24 protein-coding genes are annotated in these 26,975 nt (G+C 69.9%); 13 read left to right on the top strand and 11 right to left on the bottom strand.

What is annotated here, in order from left to right; genetic code table 11:
- Nucleotides 1-9: 9 nt before the first annotated feature.
- Nucleotides 10-279, bottom strand: a complete 270-nt coding sequence (locus tag CRP55_RS07105) for a hypothetical protein (protein WP_097318870.1) — start codon at nt 277-279, stop codon at nt 10-12.
- Between the two features lie 102 nt (nt 280-381).
- Nucleotides 382-960: a mycothiol-dependent nitroreductase Rv2466c family protein gene (locus CRP55_RS07110; protein WP_097318871.1), complete on the bottom strand. Its 579-nt coding sequence runs from the start codon at nt 958-960 to the stop codon at nt 382-384.
- Between the two features lie 141 nt (nt 961-1,101).
- Here CRP55_RS07110 and CRP55_RS07115 point away from each other — a divergent pair, with 141 nt between their 5' ends.
- From CRP55_RS07115 to CRP55_RS07130, 4 genes are read left to right on the top strand one after another with little or no spacing between them, the layout of a single operon-like run.
- The gene (locus CRP55_RS07115) at nt 1,102-2,388 is read left to right on the top strand and encodes an ABC transporter substrate-binding protein (protein WP_097318872.1); all 1,287 of its coding nucleotides are present in this window, start codon (nt 1,102-1,104) and stop codon (nt 2,386-2,388) included.
- Entirely contained in the window at nt 2,385-3,350 is a 966-nt protein-coding gene (locus CRP55_RS07120; protein ID WP_097318873.1) for a carbohydrate ABC transporter permease, read from the top strand. Before CRP55_RS07115 ends, CRP55_RS07120 begins: the two co-directional genes overlap by 4 nt.
- A complete protein-coding gene (locus tag CRP55_RS07125; RefSeq protein WP_097318874.1) occupies nt 3,351-4,184 on the top strand; it encodes a carbohydrate ABC transporter permease in 834 nt (277 codons plus the stop codon).
- 6 nt (nt 4,185-4,190) lie between these two features.
- On the top strand, nt 4,191-5,396 hold the full coding sequence (locus CRP55_RS07130; RefSeq protein WP_097318875.1) for an ABC transporter ATP-binding protein: 1,206 nt from the start codon (nt 4,191-4,193) through the stop codon (nt 5,394-5,396).
- Between the two features lie 41 nt (nt 5,397-5,437).
- On the opposite strand, the gene CRP55_RS07135 is transcribed toward CRP55_RS07130, so the two are convergent.
- A complete protein-coding gene (locus tag CRP55_RS07135) occupies nt 5,438-6,115 on the bottom strand; it encodes a response regulator transcription factor (protein WP_097318876.1) in 678 nt (225 codons plus the stop codon).
- Nucleotides 6,103-7,368, bottom strand: coding sequence for a sensor histidine kinase (locus CRP55_RS07140; RefSeq protein ID WP_245922858.1), 1,266 nt, complete (start codon nt 7,366-7,368; stop codon nt 6,103-6,105). The genes CRP55_RS07135 and CRP55_RS07140 overlap by 13 nt, the downstream gene beginning before the upstream one ends.
- Nucleotides 7,369-7,478: 110 nt before the next feature.
- On the opposite strand from CRP55_RS07140, the gene CRP55_RS07145 reads away from it, so the two are divergent.
- Nucleotides 7,479-8,822, top strand: coding sequence for an alpha/beta fold hydrolase (locus CRP55_RS07145; RefSeq protein WP_097318877.1), 1,344 nt, complete (start codon nt 7,479-7,481; stop codon nt 8,820-8,822).
- A gap of 106 nt (nt 8,823-8,928) precedes the next feature.
- On the opposite strand, the gene CRP55_RS07150 is transcribed toward CRP55_RS07145, so the two are convergent.
- Nucleotides 8,929-10,842, bottom strand: coding sequence for an anthranilate synthase family protein (locus tag CRP55_RS07150; RefSeq protein WP_097318878.1), 1,914 nt, complete (start codon nt 10,840-10,842; stop codon nt 8,929-8,931).
- A 207-nt stretch (nt 10,843-11,049) separates the two neighbouring features.
- Nucleotides 11,050-11,280, bottom strand: a complete 231-nt coding sequence (locus CRP55_RS07155) for a hypothetical protein (protein ID WP_097318879.1) — start codon at nt 11,278-11,280, stop codon at nt 11,050-11,052.
- Nucleotides 11,281-11,559: 279 nt separating this feature from the next.
- Here CRP55_RS07155 and CRP55_RS07160 point away from each other — a divergent pair, with 279 nt between their 5' ends.
- Together CRP55_RS07160 and CRP55_RS07165 are read left to right on the top strand one after the other, a co-directional pair.
- Nucleotides 11,560-11,934 carry a response regulator transcription factor gene (locus CRP55_RS07160; RefSeq protein WP_097318880.1) on the top strand — a complete coding sequence of 125 codons (375 nt, stop codon included), beginning with the start codon at nt 11,560-11,562 and terminating at the stop codon, nt 11,932-11,934.
- A gap of 69 nt (nt 11,935-12,003) precedes the next feature.
- On the top strand, nt 12,004-13,737 hold the full coding sequence (locus CRP55_RS07165; protein ID WP_179855049.1) for an ATP-binding protein: 1,734 nt from the start codon (nt 12,004-12,006) through the stop codon (nt 13,735-13,737).
- 254 nt (nt 13,738-13,991) lie between these two features.
- Here CRP55_RS07165 and CRP55_RS07170 read toward each other — a convergent pair whose 3' ends face one another.
- From CRP55_RS07170 to CRP55_RS07190, 5 genes are all read right to left on the bottom strand, one after another.
- Nucleotides 13,992-14,474, bottom strand: a complete 483-nt coding sequence (locus CRP55_RS07170; RefSeq protein ID WP_179855050.1) for a universal stress protein — start codon at nt 14,472-14,474, stop codon at nt 13,992-13,994.
- A gap of 70 nt (nt 14,475-14,544) precedes the next feature.
- Nucleotides 14,545-15,189: a DUF3159 domain-containing protein gene (locus tag CRP55_RS07175; protein ID WP_097318883.1), complete on the bottom strand. Its 645-nt coding sequence runs from the start codon at nt 15,187-15,189 to the stop codon at nt 14,545-14,547.
- A 235-nt stretch (nt 15,190-15,424) separates the two neighbouring features.
- Complete coding sequence (locus tag CRP55_RS07180) at nt 15,425-16,240, bottom strand: SDR family NAD(P)-dependent oxidoreductase (protein WP_097318884.1); 816 nt, start codon at nt 16,238-16,240, stop codon at nt 15,425-15,427.
- A gap of 2 nt (nt 16,241-16,242) precedes the next feature.
- Nucleotides 16,243-17,679 (bottom strand): aldehyde dehydrogenase, encoded by a 1,437-nt coding sequence (locus CRP55_RS07185; protein ID WP_097318885.1) that lies wholly within the window; start codon nt 17,677-17,679, stop codon nt 16,243-16,245.
- A complete protein-coding gene (locus tag CRP55_RS07190; protein WP_218854154.1) occupies nt 17,676-19,067 on the bottom strand; it encodes an MFS transporter in 1,392 nt (463 codons plus the stop codon). The genes CRP55_RS07185 and CRP55_RS07190 overlap by 4 nt, the downstream gene beginning before the upstream one ends.
- 206 nt (nt 19,068-19,273) lie before the next feature.
- Between CRP55_RS07190 and CRP55_RS07195 the strand changes: the two genes are divergently transcribed.
- The 6 genes from CRP55_RS07195 (at nt 19,274) to CRP55_RS07215 (ending at nt 26,938) form a co-directional block, all read left to right on the top strand.
- Nucleotides 19,274-20,809 (top strand): glucuronyl esterase domain-containing protein, encoded by a 1,536-nt coding sequence (locus CRP55_RS07195; protein WP_245922859.1) that lies wholly within the window; start codon nt 19,274-19,276, stop codon nt 20,807-20,809.
- Between the two features lie 464 nt (nt 20,810-21,273).
- A complete protein-coding gene (locus CRP55_RS52815; protein ID WP_179855051.1) occupies nt 21,274-21,411 on the top strand; it encodes a response regulator in 138 nt (45 codons plus the stop codon).
- A gap of 163 nt (nt 21,412-21,574) precedes the next feature.
- Nucleotides 21,575-22,600: a M12 family metallopeptidase gene (locus tag CRP55_RS07200; RefSeq protein WP_097318886.1), complete on the top strand. Its 1,026-nt coding sequence runs from the start codon at nt 21,575-21,577 to the stop codon at nt 22,598-22,600.
- Entirely contained in the window at nt 22,597-22,950 is a 354-nt protein-coding gene (locus CRP55_RS07205) for a carboxypeptidase-like regulatory domain-containing protein (protein ID WP_179855052.1), read from the top strand. The genes CRP55_RS07200 and CRP55_RS07205 overlap by 4 nt, the downstream gene beginning before the upstream one ends.
- 102 nt (nt 22,951-23,052) lie before the next feature.
- Nucleotides 23,053-26,100, top strand: a complete 3,048-nt coding sequence (locus CRP55_RS07210) for a glycoside hydrolase family 9 protein (protein ID WP_097318888.1) — start codon at nt 23,053-23,055, stop codon at nt 26,098-26,100.
- A gap of 22 nt (nt 26,101-26,122) precedes the next feature.
- Nucleotides 26,123-26,938, top strand: coding sequence for an SCO6745 family protein (locus CRP55_RS07215; protein ID WP_097318889.1), 816 nt, complete (start codon nt 26,123-26,125; stop codon nt 26,936-26,938).
- The last annotated feature ends 37 nt before the right edge of the window (nt 26,939-26,975 follow it).

Genomic DNA, 26,975 nt, shown 5'->3' on the forward strand with positions numbered 1-26,975 from the left:
CTCGCTCGATCAGCGGCCTGCGACGATGGCCTCGGCGACCTGGCGCAGCTGGTAGTGGTCCGGGTGGAAGCCGGCGGCGATGTCCGGGTGCAGACCCGCCTTGGTGCCGTCCAGGAGCATCGCCGTGACTTCGTCGACGCTCTGCCCGGCATACTCGTGCCGGAGCCTGTCCGTTGCCGCCTGCAGCGCCGAGGTGAGTTGATCCTCGAGCGGCCCGCGTAGTTTCTCCTCCACCGGGTTGAGGCTCTGCGGATCCAAGGTGACCTGTGGCTCGGCCATGTAGCCCTCCCGTGTTCTGCGGCGCGACGCGGATACCCGCCCCTGTCACGCCGTTAAACGCGATAAGCCCCCTTCGCGATGTGTCCACAGGCAACTCTCAGCTCAGCTGCGGCCGCGCTTCACCTCGAAGAAGGTGTCGATGCGGCTCAGCGAGGCGACCGCGTCCCAGATGGCCAGGGCCTCGTCGCGCTCGGGGACCGCGCCGATGATCGGGCCGTGGAGCCCGCGCCCAGCTCCCTCGACGTGCACGACCGGCGAGCCGATGCCGGGCCCGGCCAGGGCGAGCGCCGCCTCGTGCGACTCCCGCACGGCGTCGTCCCAGTTGGCGTCGTCGAGCACCGCCTTGGCGTCCTCGACGCCCGCCGCCTCCGCCGCCTCCTGCACCAGCTCGTCCGTGAGCGCCGCCCCTCCGTCGTGCACCCGGGTGCCGATCTCGGTGTAGAACGCCGCGGCCACCTCCTCGCGGCGGTCCGCCCGCAAGGCCTCGACCAGGCGCAGCGCCCGGAAGGACGCGTCAGTGGCCGCCCGGTACTGCTCGGGGATGTTGTCGCCGTTGAGAATCTTCAGGCTGAACGCGCGCCAGCGCAGGGTCAGGTCGCGCTCGGGGGCGGCCGTGACCAGCCAGCGCGAGGTGCGCCAGGTGAACGGGCACGCGGGATCGAAGTAGTAAGTGGCCTCCATGGATCACACCCTAGGCGCCGTTGTGCCTGCTTTTCCCGCAACTGAGGAGCGTTTGCTAGGTCGCGCTGCGGGGCAGAGGGATCACTGGCCGTTGAAGTGATAGAGATCACTTCGACGCACGTTCGGCCGGATGGAGGGTCAATGGCGACTATCGACCGACATCCGCAAAGGCGCACCCTGCGTGCTCGGGCACTCGCGGCGGGAGCCGCGCTAGCCCTGGCAGCACCGCTCGCGGCCTGCGGATCAGACGACAACGGCGGCGTACCCGTCCTCAACCTGTACCAGTTCCCCGTCGAGAACATGCAGTCCGTCGTGGACATGTGCAACCAGCAGGCGGCGGGCAGGTACGAGATCAAGTACCAGGTGCTGCCGCGCGCGGCCGACGACCAGCGGGTCCAGATGGTCCGCCGGCTCGCCGCCAAGGACGACAGCATGGACCTCCTCGGCATGGACGTCACCTGGACCCAGGAGTTCGCCAGCGCCAACTGGATCAAGGAGTGGACGGGCGCGGACCGCAGCGAGATCGAGAACGGCACCCTGCCCGGCCCGCTCGCCTCCGGCGAGTACGAGGGAAAGCTGTACGCGGCGCCGAACAACACCAACGTGCAGCTCCTGTGGTACCGCAAGGACCTCGTGCCGACCCCGCCGAAGACGTGGGACGAGATGATCCAGATGTCACAGCAGCTCAAGGCCGAGGGCAAGACGTACCAGGTGCTCACCATGGGCGCCCAGTACGAGGGCCTGGTCGTGCTGTACAACAGCCTGGTCGCCAGCTCCGGCGGCACCGTGGTGAGCGAGGACGGCAAGTCCGCCGTGATGGACGCCGGGGCGGTCAACGCGCTGCGCACCCTCAAGACCTTCGCCACCGCCGGCGTGACCAGCCCGTCGTTCTCCAACTCGATCGAGGACGACGTCCGGCTCGCCTTCCAGAACGGCGGCGGCGCGTTCCAGCTGAACTGGCCGTACGTGTACGCCTCCATGCAGAGCGACGCGCCGGACCTCGCCAAGAACGTCGCGTGGGCGCGGTACCCGGGCATCGACCCGAACAAGCCGAGCGTCACCACAATCGGCGGGTCGAACGTCGCGGTGAGCGCCTTCAGCAAGCACCCGGATCTTTCGTTCGAGGCGGCCAAGTGCTTGCGCGGCCCGGAGGCGCAGAAGTACCTGGCCATCAACGCCGGGCAGCCGCCGTCGATCGAGGCCGTGTACAACGAGCCCGAGATGGCCAAGGCGTACCCGATGAAGGAGACGCTGCTCGAGGAGCTGAAGGACGCCGCTCCGCGGCCCCGCACCCCCGCGTACCAGAACCTCTCCACCGTCGTGTCGGCCGAGCTCTCGCCGCCGGCGAGCATCGAGCCGGACCGGACCGGCGCCGAGCTCAAGAGCTCCATCCAGGACGCGCTCGAGTCGAAGGGAGTGCTCCCGTGAGCATCTCCAGCACCACGCCGGCGGCGGAGACCGCGGAGCAGAAGATCCCGCGCCAGCGTCAGCGCCGCCGCACCGAGTTGAGCGAGGGCAAGAAGCAGGAGCGCAAGCTGGGCTGGTTGTTGTGTGCGCCGGCCGCCTTGGTCATGGTGGTCGTCACCGCGTACCCGATCGTCTATTCGTTCTGGCTTTCGTTGCAGCGCTATGACCTGAAGTTCCCCGAGGACCGGCAGTTCGTCTGGTTCGAGAACTACGTGACAGTGCTGACCAACAGCTACTGGTGGACGGCCTTCGGCGTCACCATGCTGATCACCGTCGTCTCCGTGGTGGTCGAGCTGGTGCTCGGCATGGGGCTGGCGCTGATCATGCACCGCACGCTGGTCGGGCGCGGGCTCGTGCGCACGTCCGCCCTCATCCCGTACGGCATCGTCACGGTCGTCGCGGCCTTCAGCTGGCGCTATGCCTGGACGCCGGGCACCGGTTATCTGGCCAACCTGGTCAGCCCCGAGGGGGCGCCGCTGACGGAACGGGCCAGCGCGCTCGCCATCATCATCCTGGCCGAGATCTGGAAGACCACGCCGTTCATGGCGCTGCTGCTGATGGCCGGCCTCGCGCTGGTCCCCGACGACCTGCTCAAGGCCGCGTCGATGGACGGCGCGAGCTGGTGGCAGCGTTTCACCAAGGTGATGCTGCCGGTGATGAAGCCGGCGATCCTGGTCGCGCTGCTCTTCCGCACCCTGGACGCGCTGCGCGTCTTCGACAACATCTACGTGCTCACCAACGGCGCCAACGAGACGTCGTCCGTGTCGATGATCGCCTACAACAACCTGATCAAGGGACTCAACCTCGGCATCGGTTCGACGATGTCCGTGCTGATCTTCCTGACGGTGGCGATCATCGCGTTCATTTTCGTGAAGCTGTTCGGCACCGCGGCGCCGGGCGCGAGCGAGGAGGGTCGACGCTAGATGGCCACCGTGAACACCTCCGCCAAGGTCAAATGGGGTCTGCTGGACGCGGTAGTCGTCGTCTTCGCCCTGATCCCGGTGCTCTGGATCGCGTCGCTGTCGTTCAAGACGACGCCGACGCTGACCGACGGCAACTTCATCCCGCGCGACTGGACGCTCGACAACTACAAGCTGATCTTCCAGACCGACCAGTTCGTCCGCGCTCTGATCAACTCGATCGGCATCGCCCTGATCGCGACCACGATCGCGGTCGTGCTGGGCACCATGGCGGCGTACGCGATCAGCCGTCTCGATTTCCCCGGCAAGGGTCTGCTGGTCGGGGTGTCGCTGCTCATCGCGATGTTCCCGCAGGTGTCGCTGGTGACGCCGCTGTTCAACATCGAGCGCAACACCGGCTTGTTCGACACGTGGGCCGGGCTGATCCTGCCGTACATCACGTTCGCGCTGCCGCTGGCGATCTACACGCTGTCGGCGTTCTTCAAGCAGATCCCGTGGGACCTGGAGAAGGCGGCGAAGATGGACGGCGCCACGCAGGGCGAGGCGTTCCGCAAGGTGATCGCCCCGCTGGCGGCGCCGGGCGTCTTCACCACCGCGATCCTCGTCTTCATCTTCTGCTGGAACGACTTCCTGTTCGCCATCTCGCTCACCTCGACCGAGCGCTCGCGCACGGTCCCGGCGGCACTGTCGTTCTTCACCGGTGCCTCGCAGTTCGAGGACCCCACCGGCGCGATCTCCGCGGCCGCCGTGGTGATCACGATCCCGATCATCCTGTTCGTGCTGTTCTTCCAGAGGCGCATCGTCGCGGGCCTGACGTCCGGCGCGGTGAAGGGTTAGGTTGCCATGGCTGACATCGTTCTTGACAAGGTCACGAAGAGCTATCCGGACGGCACCACCGCCGTGCACGGCATCGACCTGGAGATCGCCGACGGCGAGTTCATCATCTTGGTCGGCCCGTCCGGCTGCGGAAAGTCCACGACGCTGAACATGATCGCCGGCCTGGAGGACATCACCTCGGGCGAGCTGCGCATCGGCGGTCAGCGGGTCAACGACAAGGCGCCGAAGGACCGGGACATCGCGATGGTGTTCCAGTCGTACGCGCTCTACCCGAACATGAGCGTCCGGGAGAACATGGCTTTCCCGCTGAAGCTGGCGAAGATGGACAAGGCCACGATCAACCAGAAGGTGGAGGAGGCGGCCCGCGTCCTGGAGCTGACGGATTACCTGGACCGCAAGCCGGCCAACCTGTCCGGTGGCCAGCGCCAGCGGGTCGCTATGGGACGGGCGATCGTCCGCAGTCCGAAGGCGTTCCTCATGGACGAGCCGCTGTCCAACCTCGACGCGAAACTGCGGGTGCAGATGCGTACGCAGGTCTCGCGCCTGCAGAAGCAGCTGGGCACCACGACGGTCTACGTGACGCACGACCAGACCGAGGCCATGACGCTGGGCGACCGGGTCGTGGTCATGCGCGGCGGCTACATCCAGCAGGTCGGCGACCCGCAGACCCTGTACGACAACCCGGTGAACCTCTTCGTGGCCGGTTTCATCGGCTCGCCGTCGATGAACTTCCTGCCGGCCGCGGTCGAGGAGTCGATGTTGCGCACGCCCCTCGGCGACCTGCCGCTGGGTGAGCGGATGAAGAGGACGCTCGGCGCGAGCGACGCACCGCGCCAGCTGATCGTCGGCATCCGCCCCGAGCACTTCGAGGACGCCCGACTGATCGACGACACCCAGCGGGCGAAGGGCTTCGAGTTCACCGCCCCGGTCGACCTGGTCGAGTCGATGGGCTCGGACAAGTACGTCTACTTCACGATCGAAGGTGAGCACGCGGCCTCCCCGGACCTGGAGGACCTGGCCGCCGACGCGGGCGGCGCTGACCTGCCGCCGCAGGACAGCCTGGTGACCCGCCTGTCGGCCGAGTCGCGGGTGCGCGACGGCGCCGACGCCAAGGTCTGGATGAACCTCGACAAGATCCACCTCTTCGACCCGCGCGACGGCAAGAACATCACCCTGCACGAAGGCCGCGCGGCCGGAGTGACAGCGTCCTGAGTAGAGGAACGGCGGGTGCCCGCGGCGCGGGCGCTCGCCGTTCACAGCAACTCCGCATCGTGGACGAGCAGTGCTACCTGTACGCGGTTGTTCAGCGCGAGCTTGGACATGACGCGCGAGACGTGGCCCTTCACGGTGGGCAGGCTCATGCCGAGGGCGGTGCCGATCTCGGCGTTGGAGCTGCCCCCGCCCAGGCAGATGGCCACCTCGTGCTCACGATCGGTCAGAACCTTGAGCTTCGACTTGGCCTTGGCCCGCCGCGAGCCGGCCGCGGGATCGGCGACGTAGTCGACCACCTTGCGGATCACCGCCGGCGACAACATGCTCTCGCCGGCCGAGACCCGCCGCACGGCCGCGATGATCTCCTGCGGCTCCGTGTCCTTGAGAAGGAAACCGCTGGCCCCGCACCGCAGCGACTCGACGACGTATTCGTCGATGTTGAACGTCGTCAGCATGATGATCTGCGGCGCCGCCGGACGGCTCCGGATGCGCTGGGTGGCGAGCATGCCGTCGAGCTTCGGCATCCGAATGTCCATGAGCATGACGTCGGGCCAGTTCGCCGCGGCCACGGTGATCGCCTCGACCCCGTTCTCCGCCTCGCCCACGACCTCGATGTCGGGCTGCTGCCGGAAGAGCAGCCGCAGCGCCCCGCGAACCATCGCGTCGTCGTCGACGATCGCCAGCCGGATGGGCCGTTGCCCCTCGCCTATTCCCGCCATGGCAACCAGGCCTCGAAACGGAAGCGCTCGTCCTCGGGCCCATACTCCACACGCCCGCCCACCAGCGCGGCTCGCTCCCCGGCCCCGACCAGCCCACTGCCCGACCCGGGAACACGGTCCGCGCTCCCGCCGGGCGTGGGCACGCCGCCTTCGCTCACTGTGCTGTCCCATTCGGCATGGCCGTGCCAGGCGGGGTTGACACCGCCTGCCTCGTTGGGCAGCGCGTTGGTGACCAGGATGCGCAGGTCGCCGCCGGTGGCGCCGTCGAGGCGAACGTCGACCGACTCGCCGGGCGCGTGTTTGCGAGCGTTGGTCAGAGCCTCCTGGAGCAGCCGGTAGGCCGTGCGTCCGAGCACGGGTGACGGCTCGACACGAGGCCTCAACCAGACCAGGTCGATCGTCATGCCGGCGGTGCGAGCGCCGTCTACCAGCTCCTCCACGTCGGCCAGGCCGGGCTGTGGCGGCTCCGGCTCTGACAGGTCGCCCTCACGTAGCGCTCCGATGACGGCGCGCAGCTCCTCCAGTGCCTCGTGCGCACTCTGCCGGATCGTGCGGGCGGCCGCCGCGATCTCCGCGGGCGGCGCGTCGCTGCTCACCTCGAGCGCACCGGCGTGCAGGCTCACCATCGACATGCTGTGCGCCAGCACGTCGTGCATCTCGCGGGCGATACGCGACCGCTCGGTGAGCCGCGCCTGGTCGATCCGCAGCTGCTGCTCCTCGCGCGCCCGCAGTGCTTCCTGGCGCAGTGACAGAGTCAGCCGCCGGTACGCCCTCAGGAACAGGCCCCAGCCGATCGTGGCGAGGCCGGTCGCGGCGCGCATCACGATGTCGACCCACAGCGGGAACGGCGGGCTGTCCTGCAGCGCGTAATACACGATGCCGGTGGTGACATGGGCGGCGGCCAGGATGAAGACGACTTTGGCCCGATAACGGATCGCGACCGTGAAGAGCGCGATGAGGATGGCGCCCGTCGCCATCACCGAGACGGTGCCGATGGGCAGAAGGATCAGGCAGACGGCGAGCGGCCATCGCCGTCGAGCGAACAGCGTGAGCGCGCACAGGACGCCGACCACCACATCGGCCTGCCAGGGAATCGCGGCCGAGGGCGAGGTCGCGTCGCCGAGCGGCACCATGATGGCGCCGTAGAGCAGAGCACACAGGACAGCGATGAGGTCGGCGACCCGGTCACGGAGGGCCGAGCGCCGGGCAACCGGCGGATCGGGCACCAGCAATCGGAACGGCAGCGACGACATGACCCGCAGCTTACGAGGGCGGGCGTCCGTTGAGGACCTACCAAAGTATGGCCTCGACCCCTTCCAAAGCATCGTGCGCCCGGCCCGCCTCCTCCGCGATCCTCTGGCGCATGACATCGATTCTGTGGACGGCGCTCGCGGCCGGCTGGGGCGTCACCGCCGGCCTCTGGACCCCGCGCGGCCCGCTCACGATCACCGAAGCGCTGTGCTCGGTGATCGTCAGCGCGGCGATCGGCCTGGCCGCCGGACGCCGCGGCCGCTCCCGCCTGGTGATGGTCCTGGTCCCCTTGGCCTTCCTATTAGGGCTCGAGACAGCCCGCTCCCGCTACGCCGGGCCGTCGACCGGGCCACCGCACGCCAGCGCGTTCGGTTTCGTCGCGCTGGTCGCCGGTCGCGGCCTGCAAGCCACGCTCACACTTCTCCCGATGATGCTCGGGCTGGTCATCGGCCGGGGCGTCAGCCGGCGACTCGGGCAGGTCCTGGTCGCGCTGCCGGCCGCGGGGGTGCTGCTCCTGACCGCCGCGATCGCCGTCCCGGCCCGCACCGCGCCGATCCAGGGCGGCGTCGCCGACCTGGCCACGGTCGGCCGGCTCAACGTCATGATCCGGGGTGTGGACGCCGGCGCGCCCGTGCTCCTGTTCGTTCCGGGCGCGCCGGGTGGCTCCGAGCTCGGCGCTGTCCGCAACCATCTCGGCGCGGTCGAGCAGCGCTTCGTGATGGCGACCCTCGACCGCCGGGGCGGCGGCGCCTCCTATCCGGCGCTCGATCCGGCCTCCCACGCCACGCTCGACCGGATGGTGCGGGACATCCTCGACGTCACGGACTACCTACGGCAGCGCTTCCGCCACGACAAGATCTATCTGCTCGGGCACTCGGGTGGCTCGGTCCTGTCGGTGCTCGCGCTGCAGCGCGCCCCGGAGAAGTTCGCCGCCTACATCGGCGCCGGCCAGGCCGTCGACCTGCGGGCCAGCGACCGGATCTTCTACGACGACATCCTGGCCTGGGCCCGGGCCACCGGCCGGGACGACGTCGCCCAGCAGCTCACCGGCCAAGGGCCGCCACCCTACGAGGACGTCTGGGGATACGAGCCGATCATGTTGTATGAGAACGAGGCGTACGCGCAGCCGTCCCTCGGTTTCGAGATCGGCGTCCGCGAGTACACGGTGCTGCAGAAGGCTCACACGATCAACGCGATCCTCGACACGTGGTCGGTGCTCTACCCGCAGATGCAGGAGATCGATCTGCGCCGCGACGCGCCCAGCATGCCAGTGCCGGCCTGGTTCGTGCAGGGCGCCGGCGAGATGCGCGGCCTCGAGGTGATCTTCGACGAGTGGTACGAGCAGTTGCGCGCACCGAGAAAAGAGCTCGTGGTGATCGGTGGCGCGGGCCACCGGGCGATCTTCGAGCAGCCGGGCCGATTCGTGACGGTGCTGGACGATGTTCTGGCCGGCTGACCAAGAGGCCGGCGGCGCCGGTGCCATGCACACACCCGAGGGTGGTGCGGGCCGGTGGCCCAAGCGGAGGCTCTCGATCCCCTTGAACCACCGGCAGTCATCTTCGCTACCCGTTCCTGGCCGGGCTAACCACGTCAGCCATCAATATCGGCAAAAGCTCGGCGAGCACGGTCAGCCCGTCGCGGCTGAGGACCGACTCGGGGTGGAACTGCACCCCGGCGAAGCCGGGTCCGCGCAGCGCGTGGACCGCGGAGTCGGCCGGGTCACGGGCGATCTCCACCGTGCCGTGCGCTGTGACGAGCTCGTCCACCTCCGACACGGCGGCGAAGCTGGAGTAGAAGCCGACCCGCCGCGTCTCGCCGAAGAGGCCGATTTCGCGGGCCAGGCCCTGGTAAGGGGCTTCGCGGCGGCGCAGGCCGAGCCCGAGCAGAACGGCGAGGATCTCGTGCCCGAGGCAGACGGCGAAAAGCGGCCTTCCGGCGGCCAGCCGCGCTTCGACGAGGTCGCGCATGACGGTCATCTTCGGATCGTCCGGGTTGCCCGGGTCGCCCGGACCGGGCCCGGCCACGAGCAGATCGGCGGCGAGCGGATCGATGCCCGGCGACCCGCCCGCGAAAAGGTCGGCGAGATCCGTCTCAGCAGGGGCCGCGTCGGGGCCAGGGGCGGGGTGGACGCGGGCGGGGCCGGGCTGTGGGACGAAGTCTGTCCATGGAGCCACGGTCACGGTCAGGCCGAGGGCTTTGAGCTGGTGGGCGAGCATGGCGGTGAAGGTGTCCTCGCCGTCGACGATCAGGGCGGTCTTGCCGGCGAGAGCGGGGACGGTGAGGGCGCCGGGTGCCCGCGAGTCGAGCCAGAAACGGGCCAAGCCGTCGTTGCGGGCGGCCAGGGCGGCACGGATCTCGGGGGACTCGGCTTGCGGGCGTACCGAAGAAGAGCCGGAAGAGGTGGCACCCAGCGCGGCCAAGATGCCGGCCGCCTTGGTGTGGGTCTCGGCGACCTCGCCGGCGGCGGTCGAGTGGCGGACGAGGGTCGCGCCCACCGGGACGCGCAGGGTGCCGTCGGGAGAGATCTCGGCGGTGCGGATGAGGATCGGGGCGTCGAGCGTCTGCCGGCCCTGCTCGTCGTGGTCCAGCAGAGCCAGGACGCCCGCGTAATAGCGGCGGCCGCGGCCTTCGTGACGGGCGATCACGCGGCAGGCGTTCTCGATGGGGCTGCCGGTGACCGTGGGGGCGAACATGGTCTCGCGCAGCACGTCGCGGACGTCGAGGGAGCCGCGGCCGGCCAGCAGGTACTCGGTGTGCGTGAGATGGGCCATCTGCTTCAGGTAGGGGCCGGCCACCTGGCCGCCGTGCTCGGCCACGGTCGCCATCATCTTCAGCTCCTCGTCCAGGACCATGTAGAGCTCCTCGGTCTCCTTCGGGTCGTGCAGGAAGTCGAGGAGGTCGCCGGAGCCGTGACGGAAGGTGCCGCTGATCGGGTTCATCATCGTGATGCCGTCGGCCACGCTGACGTGGCGTTCCGGGGTGGCGCCGATCAGCGTGCGGGTGCCGGTGTGCACGAGAAAGGTCCAGTAGGTGCCCTGCTCCTGGGCCAGCAGGCGGCCGAAGGCGGCTCGGGCGGCGGCGACCGGGTCGCCGTCGACGGTCGCGTGGAAGACGCGGTGGATCACGAAGTTGGCGCCCTCGCCGTGGCCGATCTCGTCGCGCAGGACGTCCTCGACGATCGAGCCGTACTCGGCGTCGGAGAGGTCGAAGCCGCCGTCGCGGACGCTGAGCGGGGCGGCCGGGAAGGAGCTCAACGGCTCGTTCCGTGCCGAGCGCACCACCAGGCATTCCAGTGGGGCGCCGTCGTCGACGCAGTCGAAGCCCCGTTCGGCGATCTGGCGGTAAGGGATGACGGCCAGCGTGGGGCGGCCGCGGTGCAGGGGGATGTCGTCGAGCGTGGCTACGGTCACGACGTCGCCGGTCAGCACCTCGACGTGGTCGGCGCCGTCCCGGTGGAGCAGGGCGAAAGGCCGCATGGTGGTCCTCTTTCGGGTCTCGGCGGCGCCGCTCGAGGTCCGACCATACGAAAACGGCCGCCTCGGGGAGGCGGCCGCGTGAAGTGGTTACGCGCGGGGAGAAGTGGCCGCCGGTCTGGCGGGCCACCACATGCTCAAGCGCGCGTGCAACATGCCGCCGAGCCTACGGCCCGGCCCCCGAGTGGCGCAACGGACACGCGCGAGCCGTCAGGTGAAGGCCAGGCGGACGGCGTTGCGGGCCCAGCGCATGCGGCCGATGGCGCAGTCCGGGTGCTCGCCGAACTCCTGGGCCACCAGCTCGGCGCAGCGGGCCTCGCCGAGGCGGTCGACCGTCGAGTTGACGGCGGCCCGGATCAGCTCGGGAGTGGGGCTCTGGGAACGCTGCAGGTTCGAAGCGAACAGCGCCTCGGTGCGGATGGCGTCGATCACGGCGTGCATCGGGGTCCTCCTGCCGGCTCAAGGGTGAGTGGGCGTCTGCAAACAGAACACCGGAGCGTGGGCGCAGGCCCGCTGCGCGAAGGGTGCGGGTGGGTTGCGCCGCGAAGAACACCTGGCGCGGCGCGGCGGCGCCCGGCCGGGCACGGACGTGATGGAGGAGCGGATGGGGTTGCGGTGGCGGGTGCCGAGCATTTGCGGAGCGGCCTCACAACTCGGACTAACCGGATATGGTCCCAATAAGTAGCGAAAGCTGCGTCCACCAACCAGAGGGAGATTGCCGTGACGGTGGTCTTGGTCGCCGACGACGACGCCGACATCCGCGACCTGGTGGCGTTCAAGCTGGAGCAGGCGGGGTTCGAGGTGATCGCGGTCGAGGACGGCCAGAGCGCCGTCGAGCAGGCGCGGAGCCGGCAACCGACGCTGGCGGTGCTCGACGTGTCGATGCCGGGGCTGTCCGGGATCGAGGTGTGCCGGATGTTGCGGGCCGACCCGGCCACGGCCGGGATTCTGATCATCATGTTGACCGCGCGGGTGCAGGAGCAGGATGTCGAGGGCGGCTTCAGTGCCGGCGCCGACGACTACGTGACCAAGCCGTTCAGCCCGCGCGAGCTGGTCTCGCGCATTCAGGCGTTGCTGAGCCGAGCCCGGGCGTGAACAGCGCCTGGGCGGACGATGCGACGTGAGGGCTCGGTCGGCCGGCTGCTGACCAATGCCTTCACGGGTGTGGTCGCGCTGGTCGTCGGGTGCGGGGCGGTTGAGCTCGCGGCGGTGCTCGTGGAGCATCACGCGGAGCGGCAGCTCGTGGTCGAGGTCCAGCCACTGCGACTGGCCAACGCCGAACTGCGGGCGATGCTCGCGGGGGCGCAGGCGGGGCTGCGTGGGTACTCGCTGACCGGGGACGAGCGGATGCTCGACACCTACGAGATCGCCCGCAGCGAATACGGGCTCGCGGGAGACGAACTGCTCCGGCTCGGAGCTGATCGGGACAGCGCGGCGGCGGCGTCCGCGCAGATCGACCAGGCCGACGGCTGGTGGGCGGTTGCGGAACGGCAACGGCAGGCGCCGCCGGGCAGCGATGAGGCTGCCGCTTATGCGGAGCAGGGGGAGCCGCTGTTCCGGGCGTTCGTGGCGGCCAACGACGAACTGAGGATCTCCACCGAGGAGCAGGCCGCCGATCTCGGTGATCAGGCGGAGGCGATGCGCTGGGTGACCATCGCGGTGATCTGCCTGCTCACCGTCTTGGCCGCGGCGCTTGCCGTGGTCACGGCCGTTCGTACCCGGCGGCGGATCGTCGGCCCGCTGACCGCGGTCGTCACCGAAGCCGAAAGCCGGGCCGCGGCCAGCGCCGCGGCCGGAGCGGCAGCCGGGGTGAAAGCCGGCACGGCAGCTGGGGTGAAGGCGGGCTCGGCTGCTGGGGTGGCGGCCGGGTCGGCTGATGGCCTGGCGGTCGCATCGGGGGCAGGGGCGACCGTCGCATCGGGGGCCGTGTCGGCGGCTGGAACTCGGCCAGGGTCGGCGGCTGGAACTCGGCCAGGGTCGGCGGCCGGAGTTCGGCCAGGGTCGGCGGCTGGAGCTGGGCAAGGGTTGGCGGCTGAGGCTTGGCAAGGGCCGGCGGAGATTCGGGCCATTGCGGAGGCGCTTGACGCGGCGGCCGAGCGTGCCGAGGAGATGCGGCGCAACGAGGAGCTTGTCGTGGCTCGGCTGCATGAGATCGACACGGTGAAGTCCGACTTCATGTCGACCGTGTCGCACGAGTTGCGGACGCCGTTGACCAGCATTTCCGGGTACGTCGAATTGATGCGGGACGCCGAGCCGGGGCAGTTGACCGCATCGCAGGAGCGGATGCTCGATGTCATCGCCCGCAACGCTCGGCGGCTGCGTGACCTGATCGAGGACATTCTGACGCTGTCGCGGATCGAGTCCGGGGACTTCCGGACCATGCGGGGGCCGCTCGATCTGGCGGAAGTCGTGCTGCGGGCCGTCGCCGCGGTCGAGCCGACCGCCGCGAAAGCCTTCGTCGGGCTGCACGCCGACGTGCGCGGGCCCGTTCCGGTGCGCGGGGACAGCGCCCAGCTCAACCGGGTGCTCGACAACCTGCTGTCCAACGCGGTCAAGTTCACCCCGGCCGAAGGGACCGTCACCATCACCGTCGAGCGGCGGGGTGACCATGCCCTTCTCGTGATCGCCGATACGGGAATGGGCATTCCCGAGGACGAGGCGGAGGCGCTGTTCGGGCGGTTCTTCCGGGCCAGCAACGCCATTCGCCAGGCGGTGCCGGGCACCGGGCTCGGGCTGGCGATCGTGCACACCATCCTCAGCAACCACGAGGGCACCATCGAGGTCCGCTCCACCGAAAACGTCGGCACCACCGTCACCGTGAAGCTCCCGGCGGACGAGCTCGTGCCCGCTTTGTCCGGTTCCAGCCGCGACGGCGTGGGCAGAGACGGGGCCGGTTGAATCGGGTCAAAGCGGGAGGGCCGACGGTCCGATGGAAGGCCGGGAGCCACGGTAGCCGGGGAGTCACGGTGGAGGGCCGGGAAATGCGGTGGCAGGGAGTCACGGTCGAGCGCCGGGAGTCGCGGTGGCCAGGAGTTGCGGTGGAAGGCCGGGGGCCATGGTGGAAGGCCGCGGTCACGGTGCAGGGCCGGGGTCACCGTGGAAGGCGCGCGGGGCCAGGTGAAGGGTGGGGATCGAGCGGGTCGTGGGGCTGGCTACGTGCGGGTGGTGTAGTCGATGGCCTCCTGGGCCAGGCGGCGGGAGGGGATGCGGGACAAGGCCGGGGGTGGGACGACGATGACGGGGCACGGGGACGAGCGGACGCAGCGGCGGACTGTGGTGCCGCCCCACCAGCGGCTTGTCGGGGCGCCTACCACGATGAGGTCGTCGGGGGTGGTGACGTACTGGCGCAGGGCGGCGGCGGGGGATCCTGACGGCACGCGGACCATCACGTTCAGGTCGGCTGCTGTGGTGCCCAGGGCCAGTTCGAAGACCTCGTCCACTCGGCGGCGGGCCTCGGCGGCCAGGGCGCGCTCCCAGTCGAGGCTCGGGCGCGATCGTGGGCCTGTGTTGAGCATCCACGTGCGTACGGCCAGAAGCGGAACCGACCGGCGCCTGGCCTGACGGACCGCGAAGCGGGCGGCCTCGAGGCCGGACAGGGACGACGAGACGCCGAGGATCACCTTCGCATCGCTCACCGGGCAACCGTGACTCCGCCGCGCCGGTGATGCCAGAGGGGTGGCCGATTTTTGACGCGGTGTTGACGGGCTACGAGGCCGGCGCCGGCTCGGTCACCGGATGGCGCAGGCCCGGATGGCCGGCCGGCAGCGAACGGCGGATCACCCACCAGCTCACCGCCAGGCACGCCGCGACCAGCGGCCACGTCAACGCGATCCGGGCGACGCCCAGCGCCGCCACCTGGTCCGCCGCGTACAACGGCAGGAACACCGCCAGCCGGATCAAATACTGCAAAACCCAGATCCAACTGCCTCGCATGTACGCCCTCAGCAGGGCCGGATCGCGGCGCCACCGGGTCTTCTGGCCCAGGACCGCCCCGACGATCACGCCCAGCAAAGGCCAGCGGATCACGATGCTGACCGACCAGGCCAGGGCGCTCGCCGCGTTGCTGAACAGCTGAAGCAGGAAGAAGTCGGCCGCGTTGCCCGTGCGCAAGGCGATCAGCGCCGCCACGCACACACCGAGCAGACCGATCAGCACCGCCCGCGGTTTCTCGCCGCGCCGCAGCCGCCACCACGAGATCGCCAGGGCGCAGACCACCGCCGTGATCGCCCCACCCCAGATCGACTGCCCGAAGGCCAGCCACCCGGCGAGGTAGCCGGCCGCCGGCACGGTCGCGTCGACCGCGGCGCGCCGCCCGTTCAGCAGCTCCGCCAGCGACTCCGGCTGCGCCATCCCCACCCCGTCCCTCGAAGTTAGGAAAGCCTAACCGCAGCCCGGCCGCGAGGCGACCAGGAGGGGCCTGGGCGGAGGGCGAGGCGGGAGGGTGCCCGGCCGGAGAGGCGGGAGGGTGCCCGGCCGGAAAGGCGGGGGGTGCCCGATCGGAAGGGCGGGAGGGTGCCCCATCGGGAAGGCAGCAGGGCGCCCGACCGGAGAGGCAGGCGGGCGCCCGGCCGATGGGCTGGAGTTGCTATCTGTAGTCGGTGGATTCGCTGACCGTGCGCCACTTGGCGTCTGCGGTGGCCAAAGAGGCGGCGGCCTGCTGGGCCACCTCCACCGCGTCGGAGCCCAGCAGGAGGCGGGTTGGGGGGTTCGGGTTCTCGACCAGGTCGAGCAGAACCTGGGCTATGCGGGCCGGGTCGCCCGGCTGGTGACCGCTGGCGGCTCGCAGGCTTGCCTCGACCGGGGCTATGACCTGGCGGTACGCCTCGGACAGCGGCAGCGTGGTCATCGAGGAACCTGCCCATTCGGTGCGCATGCCGCCCGGCTCCAGGACCGTGACCTTGATGCCCAGGGGTGCCGTTTCGAGGGCCAGCACCGCCGAGAAGCCGTTCACCGCGTGCTTGGCCGCCTGGTAGCCGGCCAAGCCGGGCACCGCCACCCGATCGCCCACGGACGAGACCTGGATGAGGTGGCCGCCGCCCTGGGCTCGCATCACCGGCAGCGCCGCCCGGCTCATGTTCACCACGCCGGAGAAGTTCGCGTCCATCTGGGCCTGGAAGACCGCCGGCGGCATGTCCTCGAAGGCCGCCACGTCCGCGTAACCGGCGTTGTTGACCACGACGTCCAGGCCGCCGAACGTTTCCACGGCCGCCTGCACCGCGGCCTCGCACTGGGCCGGGTCCGTGACGTCGAGCTCCACCACCCGTACACCCGCAGGAAGATCGTTGAGGGAGGAAGCCCGGCGGGAGGTCGCCACCAGACGGTGGCCCGCGGCCAGGGCCGATCGTGCGATCTGCCGTCCCAGGCCGCCGGAGCAGCCCGTCACCAGCCATGTCTTCGGCATGGTCACTTCGCCTTCGTGATCGTCTGGTACTCGATGTACTGGGTGAGGCCGACCGCCCCGTACTCACGCCCGATCCCGCTGGTCTTGAAGCCGCCGAACGGGCCGTCGAAGCCGATCGGGGCGCCGTTGACGGTGACCGTGCCGGTGCGGAGGCGGCGGGCCACGGCGAGCGCCCGCGACGGGTCGGCCGACCAGACGCCGCCGGACAGGCCGTACTCGGAGTCGTTGGCGATGCGGACGGCGTCGTCCTCGTCGTCGTAGGCGATGACCGCCAGCACCGGCCCGAAGATCTCCTCCTGGGCGATGCGCATGCTGTTGTCGACGTCCGCGAACAGCGTCGGCGTGACGTAGAAGCCCTTGTCGAGACCTTCCGGGATCTGCGATCCGCCGACCACCAGCGTCGCCCCCTCGGCCACGCCCAGGTCGATGTAGTCGCGGACGCGCTGCTGCTGGTCGGCCCGGACCATCGGCCCGATGAAGACGGAAGGGTCGGTCGGATCGCCGACCTTGGCCGACTTCACCATCTCGGCCAGGGCCGCCACGATCTCGTCGTAGCGGCTGCGCGGGGCCAGGATGCGGGTCTGTGCGATGCACGACTCGCCGTTGTTGAGCAGCGAGCCGAACTTCAAGCCGGCCGTCACCGACGGAAGCGAGACGTCGTCCAGGATGATCGCGGCCGACTTGCCGCCCAGCTCCAGGCTGACCCGCTTGAGCTGCTCACCCGCGAGTGAGGCGATCCGGCGACCGGCCCGGGTCGAGCCGGTGAACGCGATCTTGTCGACGCCCGGGTGCTTGACCAGGTGCTCGCTGGTCTCGCGGTCGGCGGCCAGGACGCTGATCATGCCTTCGGGCACGCCGGCCTCGGACAGGAGCGACGCCAGCAGGTTCATGCTCAGCGTGTTCTCGGGCGAGACCTTGAGGATGACCGCGTTTCCGGCCAGCAGAGCCGGGATGATCTTCGCGTTGGCCGCCGAGAACGGCGAATTCCACGGGATGATCGCCGCTACCACGCCGACCGGCACCCGGCGTACGACCGAAGTGAATGGAGCGCCGGGGTCGGAAGGCGCAAGCGTCTCCTCCCAGCCGAATGTTTCCGCCGCTTTCAGAAAGGAATTGGCCTGGCGGGAGAGGCCCGGCTGGCCGGCCTGGCAGAACCACAGCGCGGAACCATTTTCGGCAGCGATGACCGAGGCGATTTCGTCGGCCCGCTGTTCGCGAAGCGAGTTGTAACGGCGGAGTACGGCGATGCGTTCCGCGGGCGACAGATGTGGCCCATTGTCGAAGACGTTCCGCGCGATCTCGACGGCCCGGTCGATGTCGGCCGGCTGCGCCTGGACGACCTGCGCGATCACCGATTGGTCATGCGGCGACACGATGTCGTGCGGGGTGGGATCGGACGGCTCGGTCCAGACGCCGCCGAGAAAGAGCTTGGTGTTCATGATGCCTCCACTAGAACAGGGGTTTTCGAGGAAAATCCGGTGACGATCGCGACGACGATTCCCAGGGCCAGCGCGGCGACGAAGAAATAGACGGACCCGGTGAACGCGGCGTGAAAGGCGGCCACCTTTCCGTCCGGCAGTGCGTCGGCGTACACAATCGTCAAAATCGCGATGCCGAGCGATCCGCCGACCTGGTGCGCCACATTGACCAGGCCGGACGCGGCGCCGGCGTCCTGCGGCTCGACGTCGGCCACGCCACCGTTGGTCATCAAGATGATCGCGATGCCCTGACCGATTCCGATCACCAGCAGGGGCAGCAAGACGTCCGGGAAGTAGGTCGATCCGGCCGAGACCCGCGAGAGCCACCATGTGCCGATCAGTGCGATCGTCAGCGAGGCGACGAGAAGCACGGGACGGCCCAGCCTCGCCAGGAGCGGCCTGACCACGTACACCATCGCGAAGAACATGCCCGTGACCGGGACATAGGCGAAGCCAGTCTGTAGCGCGCTGAGGCCGAGCACCTCCTGCAGATATTGGCTCAGGAAGTAGAAGACGGCGAAATTCCCGCCGACGATCAAAAGCCTTCCCGCGTACGCACCGGAGCGCTCGACGTTCGCGAAGAGGCGCAACGGGGTGATCGGCTGAGCCACGACCCGCTCGATGAGGACGAAAGCGATCAGCAGAACCACGCCCGCGGCCAGCGAGACGATCGTCGTCACGTCGCCCCATCCGGCCTCGGAAGCCTGGATGAAGCCGTACACGAGCGCCGTCATGCCCAGCGTCGAGGTGAGCGCACCACCGAGGTCGAAGCTGCCCTTGCTGCGGGCGGTGTCGGCCAGGAAACGTGGGGCGAGCGCCGTGATGACCAGGCCGATCGGCACGTTGACCAGCAGTCCCCAGCGCCAGGACAGCAGGTCGGTGAAGACGCCGCCGATCACGATGCCGACGCTGCCGCCGGCGCCGATCACCGCGCTGTACAGGGCGATCAGCCGGGCCCGGTCGGCGGCGTCGCGGGAGCCGGCGACCAGCAGCGCCAAGGTCGACGGGACCGCGAGGGAGGCCGCCACACCCTGCGCCGCGCGGGCCGCGATCAGGAACGGGCCGGTCGGCGCGAGGCCGGCGGCGAGCGAGGCCAGGGTGAACAGCGCGATCCCGCCGACGAATACGCGGCGGCGGCCGAGCAGGTCACCGGCCCGGGCGCCGAGCAGCAGGAGGCCGCCGAACGCGAGCACGTACGCGTTCTGCACCCAGGACAGCGCGCCCTGGGAGAAGTCGAACTGCTGCTGGACCTTCGGCAGCGCGGTGGTGATGATCGAGGTGTCGAGGGTCATCATCAGCTGGGATCCGAGGATCAGCGTCAGCGCGACCCGGCGCGGCGGCGGTGGCATCGAAACTTTCCTTCCGTCATTTCTTCCTCAGCGACCATTGCCCCGCCGGGTCCCCGGGTGCCCCCGTGCCCGACCCTGGTCCCGGTGCTGGTGCCCGCCGTCACACCGCCCGGAAGTTTCCGATACTTATTGACTTGTTTCGATGCACGGGTCGACACTGAGGACCCCGGGAGCGCTCCCAAACCCCGTCCCCGGAGGGAGTCCCAGTGATTCTCAAGATCGCGGTTCTCGTGGCCGCGCTGGCGATCACGGCCGCGCCGGTCGAGAACGAGGGCACCGGCTGCCCCGTGTCCGTCCCGGCCACGCTGACCAGCAACGCCAAGCTGCCCGACCCGTTCCGCAGGATCGACGGAAGCCGCATCACGACCACCGGCGAGTGGACCTGCCGGCGGGAGGAGATCAAAAAGCTTTCCGAGCGTTATGTGTACGGCGAGAAGCCCACCCGGCCGCAAAGCGTGACCGGCACGGTGACCGCCTCCGCGATCACCGTGAACGTGGCCGACCAGGGCCGCAGCTCCAACTTCTCGGCCCGGGTCGAGCTGCCCGGCGGCACCGGCCCGTTCCCGGCCGTCGTCGTGTACGGCGGCTTCGGCGCCGACACCGCGGCCATCAAAGCGGCCGGTGCGGCTGTGATCAACTACGACCCGTACACCGTGGGCCGAGAAGGAACTCCGCGGAACAACAAGCAGGGCGCGTTCTACAGCGTCTACGGCTCGTCGAGCCCGACCGGCCTGCTCATGGCCTGGTCGTGGGGCGTCAGCCGGATCATCGACGTGCTCGAGCAGTCCGGCGGCACCATCCTGCGGGCCGACGCCACCGGCGTGACCGGCTGCTCCCGCTTCGGCAAGGGCGCCTTCGTGGCCGGCGCGTTCGACCAGCGCATCGCCCTGACCATGCCGATCGAGTCGGGCAGCGCCGGCGTGCCCATCTTCCGCGGCATCCCGGGCGAAGGCGCACAGAGCCTGAGCAGCGCCTACGGCGAACAGCCATGGCTGGGCGACGCCTTCGGCTCGTTCACCTCCGACCCGTCCCGGCTGCCGGTGGACACGCACGAGATGGTGGCGATGGTCGCCCCGCGCGGTCTGTTCATCATGGACAACCCGCACATCGCGAACCTCGGCCCCCGCTCGGCGAGCGTGGCGGCGCTGGCCGGGGCCGAGGTCTACAAGGCAGTGGGCGCCACCGAGAACATCACCTACTGGTCGGACGTCCAGGACGGCACCCATTGCGCCAGCCGCCCGGAGTGGCGGGCTCCTCTGACCGCCAACCTCCAGAAGTTCCTGCGCGGCACCGCCGCGACCACCGGCGGCATGCGCATCTCCAGCAAGGCCCAGGGCCGCCTGGCTGATTGGATCGATTGGACGACGCCCACGTTGGGCGGTGGAGGCCCTACTACGCCTCCACCTACTACTACGCCGCCTCCTCCTACCACTACGCCGCCGCCGACCGGCGCCGGCTGCTCTGCTTCGGTCACGCTGAATTCGTGGTCCGGCGGCTTCGTGGCGACCGTACGGGTGACGGCCGGTGCCGCCGCGCTGACCGGCTGGAACGTCGGGCTGACACTCCCGGCCGGCGCCACCATCGCGAACGCCTGGAACGCCAACCGCAGCGCCACCAGCGGCGCCGTCCAGTTCACCAACGTCGCCTACAACGGCGCCCTGCCACCCGGCGGCGCCACCGAATTCGGCTTCCAGGCCACCGGCAACAGCGCCGCGATGACGCCGACCTGCACCGCCACATGAGCTCCCCGGGAGGCTGCTGGTACTGACGCGGCCCATCTCCCGTGGAAGCCCAGCCTGGTGCGGTCGCCGACCCCACGCGACCGATTCCTGGGCCGGGCTGGGCTTCCTGGGCGACGCGGACGGCGCACCGGGCCGCAGCCGCCGGATCGCCGCTCGACCTCGAAAGGCCGCGGGAGGCCTACTGCCGAGGCCCAGGACGTGCGGCTTTCTGCACGCTGCGCGTCGACGTCGAACATCTTCGTGGCCCCGGCCAACACCGATTTCGAGCGCGCCGCACGGCGGCACGATCGTGGTGTCGTCGCGGCCGGGTGAGGGCTCGACCTTCACTCTCCACGTGCCCGACGACGTCCGCGATGCCTTCGCGCTGACCGCTGCTCGCACACATCGGAAATCCGGGCGGGTATTTCATCGCCCGCAAGATCCGGCAGGATCTGCGTTTCGAGAACCTGCTCATCGTCTTTCTCGTGCCGGACGCTTCACCGGGCGCCCTCGAGCCGGCCACCGAAGCCGGCGCCACCGGCATCCTGCTCAAGCCAGTCGATCTCGATGATCTGTTCGAGCTGATGGTCTCGTGGATCACCGTGGAGCCGGGCGGGCAGTAGGGCCGGATATCTCCCCGACGGCTTTCTGACAGGGCTCCGGCTGGTCATTGACTTGACCTAGAAATCGAGAGAAAGCTGGGTGCACGTTTCTCGCCGCGCCGCAGACAAATGATTCTCGGCGGGCATTTCTTTCGTGCTTTTTCTTTGGGGGGAAGGGCGTGTCATGGAAAAGCTGAGGTATTGCGCCGCACCGCCGCGCACCATGCCGGTGCTGCCGTCCGACATGCCGGCCGATCGGCGGCGGGCGATCATCGTGAGCCGGGTGATGTGGGCGAACGGGACGAAGCTGCGCTACGCCTTCATGGAGACCGGCCGCGACGACCAGAAAGCCGTGGTCCGCGAGTCGTTCGCCGAGTGGAAGGGCATCGGGATCGGCCTCGACTTCGAAGAGGTGACCTCGCTCGCCGAGGCCGAGGTCCGCGTCGGATTCGAGCAGGGCGACGGCTCGTGGTCCTATCTCGGCCGTGACGTGCTGGGCATCGGTCAGAACGACCGGACCATGAACTTCGGATGGGACCTGACGACGCCGTACGGCCGGACGACCGCCCGCCACGAGATCGGGCACACGCTCGGCCTGCCCCACGAGCACCAGAACCCGAACGCCGGCATCGTCTGGGACGAGGAGGCCGTCTACGCCTTCCTGGGCGCCCCGCCGAACAACTGGCCGCGCGAGACCACGTTCCACAACGTGCTCCGCAAGCTCGACCCGGCCGAGGTCAAAGGCTCCGACTGGGATCCCGAGTCCGTCATGGAGTACAGCTTCCCGAGCGGTCTGGTGATCAGCCCGGAGGAGTACAAGACGAACGGCATCCGCCCGCCCGGCACCATTTCGAAGATCGACCAGGAGCAGGTGCTGATCTGGTATCCGGGTCTTCAGCCGCAACTGCCGCGCCTGACGCCGTTCCAGTCCACGCCGATGAGCCTGAAACCGGGCGAGCAGTTCAACGCCGAGATCGTCCCGGACGCGAGCCGCGAGTACAGCATCGGCACGTTCGGCGCGGCCGACGTCGTGCTCGTGCTCTTCGAGGAGGTCGACGGCGAGTTGCGCTACCTGGCCGGCGACGACGACAGCGGCGAGGACCGCAACGCGCTGATCAACGTCAAGCTCTTCGCGGGCCGCCGTTATGTGGTCCGGGCCCGGCTGTATTACGCGTGGGCTTCGGGCGAGTCCGCGGTCATGTACTGGTGAACGAAGCCTCTCGTTCCCGCGCGGCCCTGCCGGCGGCCGCTCTGCTGGCGACCGTCCTGCTCCTCGGCGCCTGCGACACACCGTCGCAGGCCGACGAGGGCGTCCGCGGTCGCGTCCTCGACGGAGCCGGCGCGCCCATCACCGGCGCGACAGTGACCCGCCGCGCGATCGGCCCCTCCTCCTCGCCCGACCTGAAGGTGGTGACCACCGACCGGGACGGCCGCTACGACTGGCCCCTGGACCCGGGCGTCTGGGAGCTGGAGTTCACCGCCCGCGACCACAGTCCCGCCACCGTCGGAGTCACGGTGGCCGACGGCCAGTGGCAGACGATCGACATCAAGCTGCGATAGACGCCCCTCTCGACGTATCGCTGTTCGTCGATTGACTTGACGTAACACGCTGTTGACAATAGGGATCCTGGGAGCGCTCCCAGATTGTCGGAAGGATCCCTAGTGACTCCACACCTGCGCAGGCGGGTCACCGTCCTGATCTCGGCCGCGGCGGCGACGCTGGCGCTGACGTCCCTGACGATTCAACCGGCGTCGGCCGAACCGGCGCAGCACATCACCAACGGCGACTTCACCACCGGGACGGCCGGCTGGTGGTCCACCGACAACGCGCCGCTGTCAGCCACCGGCGGCGAGCTCTGCGCCGAGGTTCCCGGCGGCACCACCAACGCCTGGGACGTCAGCCTCGGCTACAACGGCGTTCCTCTCGCGAATGGCGACGCCTACCAGCTCAGCTTCCGCGCGCACAGCAGCGCGCCGGTCACCGTCCGAGCGAACGTGCAGCTCAACGAGGCGCCCTACACCGCAGTGCTGTCCCGGGCGGTCGCCCTGACCACCTCGGCGCAGACGTTCGAGCACGCCTTCACCTCCACCCTGGACTCGGCCGACGGCACGCTGACGTTCCAGCTCGGCGGCAGCGCCGACCCGTACACCTTCTGCCTCGACGACGTCTCGCTGACCAGCGACGCCGCCGCCCCGCCGGCCGGCCCCGAGCAGTTGGAGAACGGCGACTTCGCCGACGGCACCGCGGGCTGGTACTCCTACGGCACCACGGCCACGGGAGTCGAGGACGGGCAGCTGTGCGCCACCGTGCCGTCCGGACTGGCCAACCCCTGGGACGCCGGCATCGGGCAGAACAACGTCGCCCTGAAGGCGGGATCCTCGTACACGCTGTCGTTCGACGCCACGGCCGCACCCGGCGCCACCGTACGGGCGGCCGTTCAGCTCGGCGCCGACCCGTACACGTCGTACTTCAGTCGCGATGTCGCCCTGACGCCCGCGCGGCAGCACCTGGAGTACACGTTCACCGCTTCCGAGGACACCGCCGCCGGCCAGGTGGCCTTCCAGGTCGGCGGCGGCGCCGCTGAATACCGGCTGTGCCTGGACAACGTGTCGTTGATCGGCGGCGAGGAGGAACCGCCGTACGTGCCCGAGACCGGGCCGCGGGTCCGGGTCAACCAGGTCGGTTATCTGCCGGGCGGGCCGAAGAAGGCGACGCTGGTCACCGAGGCCACCGAGGCCCTCGACTGGCAGCTCGAGAACGCCGCCGGGACCGTGGTCACCTCGGGCCGGAGCACGCCGCGCGGCACGGACGCCGCCTCGGGCCAGAACGTGCACACCATCGACTTCTCCGCCTACGCCACCGCGGGGACCGGTTACACGCTCGTCGCCGACGGGCAGACCAGCTACCCGTTCGACATCTCCGGCACCGTCTACCAGCAGCTGCGCTCGGACGCCCTGCAGTTCTTCTCCATCCAGCGCAGCGGCATCGCGATCGACGGCGATCTGGTCGGCGAGCAGTACGCCCGGCCGGCCGGTCACCTCGGCGTGGCCCCGAACAAGGGCGACACGAGCGTGCCGTGCCGGGCCGGCTCCTGCGACTACCGGCTGGACGTGCGGGGCGGCTGGTACGACGCGGGGGACCACGGTAAGTACGTGGTCAACGGCGGTATCGCCGTACAGCAGCTGATGAGCGGTTTCGAACGCACCAAGACCGCCGTCACCGCCGCACACGGCGCCGGACTGGCCGACAGCACCCTGCGAGTGCCCGAGCGCGGCAACAAGGTTCCCGACATCCTCGACGAGGCCCGCTGGGAGCTCGAGTTCCTGATGCGCATGCAGGTCCCGGCCGGTCAGCCGCTGGCCGGGATGGCCCACCACAAGATGCACGACGCCAACTGGACCGGCCTTCCGATGCAGCCCCAGGACGACCCCGAGCAGCGTGAGCTGCAGCCACCGTCGACGGCGGCCACGCTGAACCTGGCGGCCACGGCGGCCCAGTGCGCGCGGCTGTTCGCGCCGTACGACGCGGCGTTCTCGGCCAAGTGCCTCACCGCGTCCCGCACCGCGTACGCCGCGGCCAAGGCCCACCCGGCGATGATCGCGCGGGACCTGGGCGGCGGTGGTGGCAGCTACGGCGACGACGACGTCTCCGACGAGTTCTACTGGGCCGCGGCCGAGCTGTACCTGACCACCGGCGAGGCGGCGTTCCTGACCGACGTGACCGCGTCGCGGCACCACACCGGCGACGTCTTCGCGGCCACCGGCTTCGGCTGGGCCAGCACCGCGGCGCTGGGGCGGCTCGACCTGGCCACGGTGCCGAGCGCTCTGCCGGCGGCCGACCGGCAGCGGGTCCGCCAGTCGGTGGTGACCGCCGCCGACAACTATCTGGCGACCCTCGGCGCCCAGGCCTACGGGCTGCCGATGCCCGGCAACGCCGGCAGCTACTTCTGGGGCGCCAACAGCAACATCCTCAACAACGTCCAGGTGCTGGCCACCGCGTTCGACATGACCAGCGCGGCGAAATACCGCGACGGGGCGCTGCAGGGCGTCGACTACATCTTCGGCCGCAACGCGCTGAACCAGTCGTACGTGACCGGCTGGGGCGAGAAGGCGTCTCAGAACCAGCACACCCGTATCTACGCCCACCAGAAGGACGCCACGCTGCCCCACCCGCCGGCCGGATCGCTGGCCGGCGGCGCGAACGCCGGGCTGGACGACCCGTACGCCAAGGCTCTGCTCACCGGTTGCAAGCCGATGTTCTGCTACGTCGACGACATCGAGTCCTACGCGACAAACGAGGTGGCCATCAACTGGAACTCCGCCCTGGCCTGGGTGGCGTCCTTCCTGGCCGACCAGGGACGAAGTGAGCCGGCCCCGGCCGTGTCGTGCCGGGCCACCTACAGCAACTACGGCGACTGGGCGGACAAGACCGGGTTCACCGCGCAACTGGCCATCACCAACACCGGCACCACGGTCATCGACGGTTGGGCCGCGCGCTTCGCCTTCCTCGGCGGCCAGCGCCTGCGCGAGGCGTGGTCGGCCGAGGCGGCGCAGTCCGGCGCCACGGTGACGGCCCGCAACACCACCACGAACCGGCGCCTCCAACCTGGGGCGACGGTGTACTTCGGTTTCAACGCCACGACACCGGGCGGCCCGAACCCGGCGCCGGAACTGATAACTCTCAATGGCGCGGCCTGCGCCCTGGCCTGAGCCGGGATGGCATCATCGGGCGATGACGTCGCCGCGCGAGTTCTGGTCGCTGTTCGAGCCTCTGCACGCCGTCACCTACTTCACGCCGCAGGCCGGGGCGGCCTTCGAGGCGGCCGGGCTGACCGGGTTCTGGCGCCGGTACTTCGCGGGGCGGGCGGCGGCGCTCGGCGCGGTCGGTGCGGGCCCGGTGACGGCGGCGTTCTTCGGGTTCGCGCCGCGGATGGTGGCGCGGGCGCTGCCGGACGTGTGGACGCGGATCACGCCGGAGGCGGCGGTGGCCGCGCGGACCGCGGGGGCGGCCGCCGCGCTGACCGCCCTGTTCGAGGGACTGCCGGAGTCCACCGTGGTGGGTGCGGCCGACATGCTCGAGGAGGCGGCCCGGGCGGTCGCCCTGCCCGGGCGGGTGCTGGCGGCGGCGCACGCCGATCTGCCCTGGCCGGCCGAGCCGGTGGCCCGGTTGTGGCACGCGGCGACGATCCTGCGCGAGCATCGCGGGGACGGGCACGTGGCGGCGCTGCTCACGGCCGGGGTCGACGGCTGCGAGTCGCTCGTGTGGCGGGCCGGGCTCGACGGCGGCCGGCTGCGCGAGGTGACCCAGCCGGCGCGCGGCTGGACGGACGAGGAATGGCAGGCGGCGGCGGAGCGGTTGGCCGGCCGTGGCTGGCTCACCGCGGAAGGTGCGGCCACGGCGGCCGGGCGTGACGCGTACGCCGAAATCGAGAATTTGACCGATCGTCTGGCCGCCGCGCCGGTCAGGAATGCCGTCCTGCTGGCGCCGCTGACCGAGCGGGTCTGGACGGTGCTGCCCGACGACAACCCCATTCCGCTGCGTCGCTGACGCGGAGTTTCGCCGGTGCCGTGGCGGGCACACCACC

Origin of the sequence: Paractinoplanes atraurantiacus, from assembly GCF_900215205.1 — a bacterium.
GTDB lineage: Bacteria > Actinomycetota > Actinomycetes > Mycobacteriales > Micromonosporaceae > Actinoplanes > Actinoplanes atraurantiacus.

Coding starts and splice junctions, on each gene's coding strand:
- CRP55_RS07105 (WP_097318870.1), bottom strand. CDS start 279: ATGGCCGAGCCACAGGTCACCTTGGATCCGCAGAGCCTCAACCCGGTG.
- CRP55_RS07215 (WP_097318889.1), top strand. CDS start 26,123: ATGACGTCGCCGCGCGAGTTCTGGTCGCTGTTCGAGCCTCTGCACGCC.
- CRP55_RS07185 (WP_097318885.1), bottom strand. CDS start 17,679: ATGAACACCAAGCTCTTTCTCGGCGGCGTCTGGACCGAGCCGTCCGAT.
- CRP55_RS07180 (WP_097318884.1), bottom strand. CDS start 16,240: ATGCCGAAGACATGGCTGGTGACGGGCTGCTCCGGCGGCCTGGGACGG.
- CRP55_RS07125 (WP_097318874.1), top strand. CDS start 3,351: ATGGCCACCGTGAACACCTCCGCCAAGGTCAAATGGGGTCTGCTGGAC.
- CRP55_RS07110 (WP_097318871.1), bottom strand. CDS start 960: ATGGAGGCCACTTACTACTTCGATCCCGCGTGCCCGTTCACCTGGCGC.
- CRP55_RS07190 (WP_218854154.1), bottom strand. CDS start 19,067: ATGCCACCGCCGCCGCGCCGGGTCGCGCTGACGCTGATCCTCGGATCC.
- CRP55_RS07130 (WP_097318875.1), top strand. CDS start 4,191: ATGGCTGACATCGTTCTTGACAAGGTCACGAAGAGCTATCCGGACGGC.
- CRP55_RS07175 (WP_097318883.1), bottom strand. CDS start 15,189: ATGGCGCAGCCGGAGTCGCTGGCGGAGCTGCTGAACGGGCGGCGCGCC.
- CRP55_RS07145 (WP_097318877.1), top strand. CDS start 7,479: ATGACATCGATTCTGTGGACGGCGCTCGCGGCCGGCTGGGGCGTCACC.
- CRP55_RS07115 (WP_097318872.1), top strand. CDS start 1,102: ATGGCGACTATCGACCGACATCCGCAAAGGCGCACCCTGCGTGCTCGG.
- CRP55_RS07155 (WP_097318879.1), bottom strand. CDS start 11,280: ATGCACGCCGTGATCGACGCCATCCGCACCGAGGCGCTGTTCGCTTCG.
- CRP55_RS07150 (WP_097318878.1), bottom strand. CDS start 10,842: ATGCGGCCTTTCGCCCTGCTCCACCGGGACGGCGCCGACCACGTCGAG.
- CRP55_RS07135 (WP_097318876.1), bottom strand. CDS start 6,115: ATGGCGGGAATAGGCGAGGGGCAACGGCCCATCCGGCTGGCGATCGTC.
- CRP55_RS07200 (WP_097318886.1), top strand. CDS start 21,575: ATGGAAAAGCTGAGGTATTGCGCCGCACCGCCGCGCACCATGCCGGTG.
- CRP55_RS07140 (WP_245922858.1), bottom strand. CDS start 7,368: ATGTCGTCGCTGCCGTTCCGATTGCTGGTGCCCGATCCGCCGGTTGCC.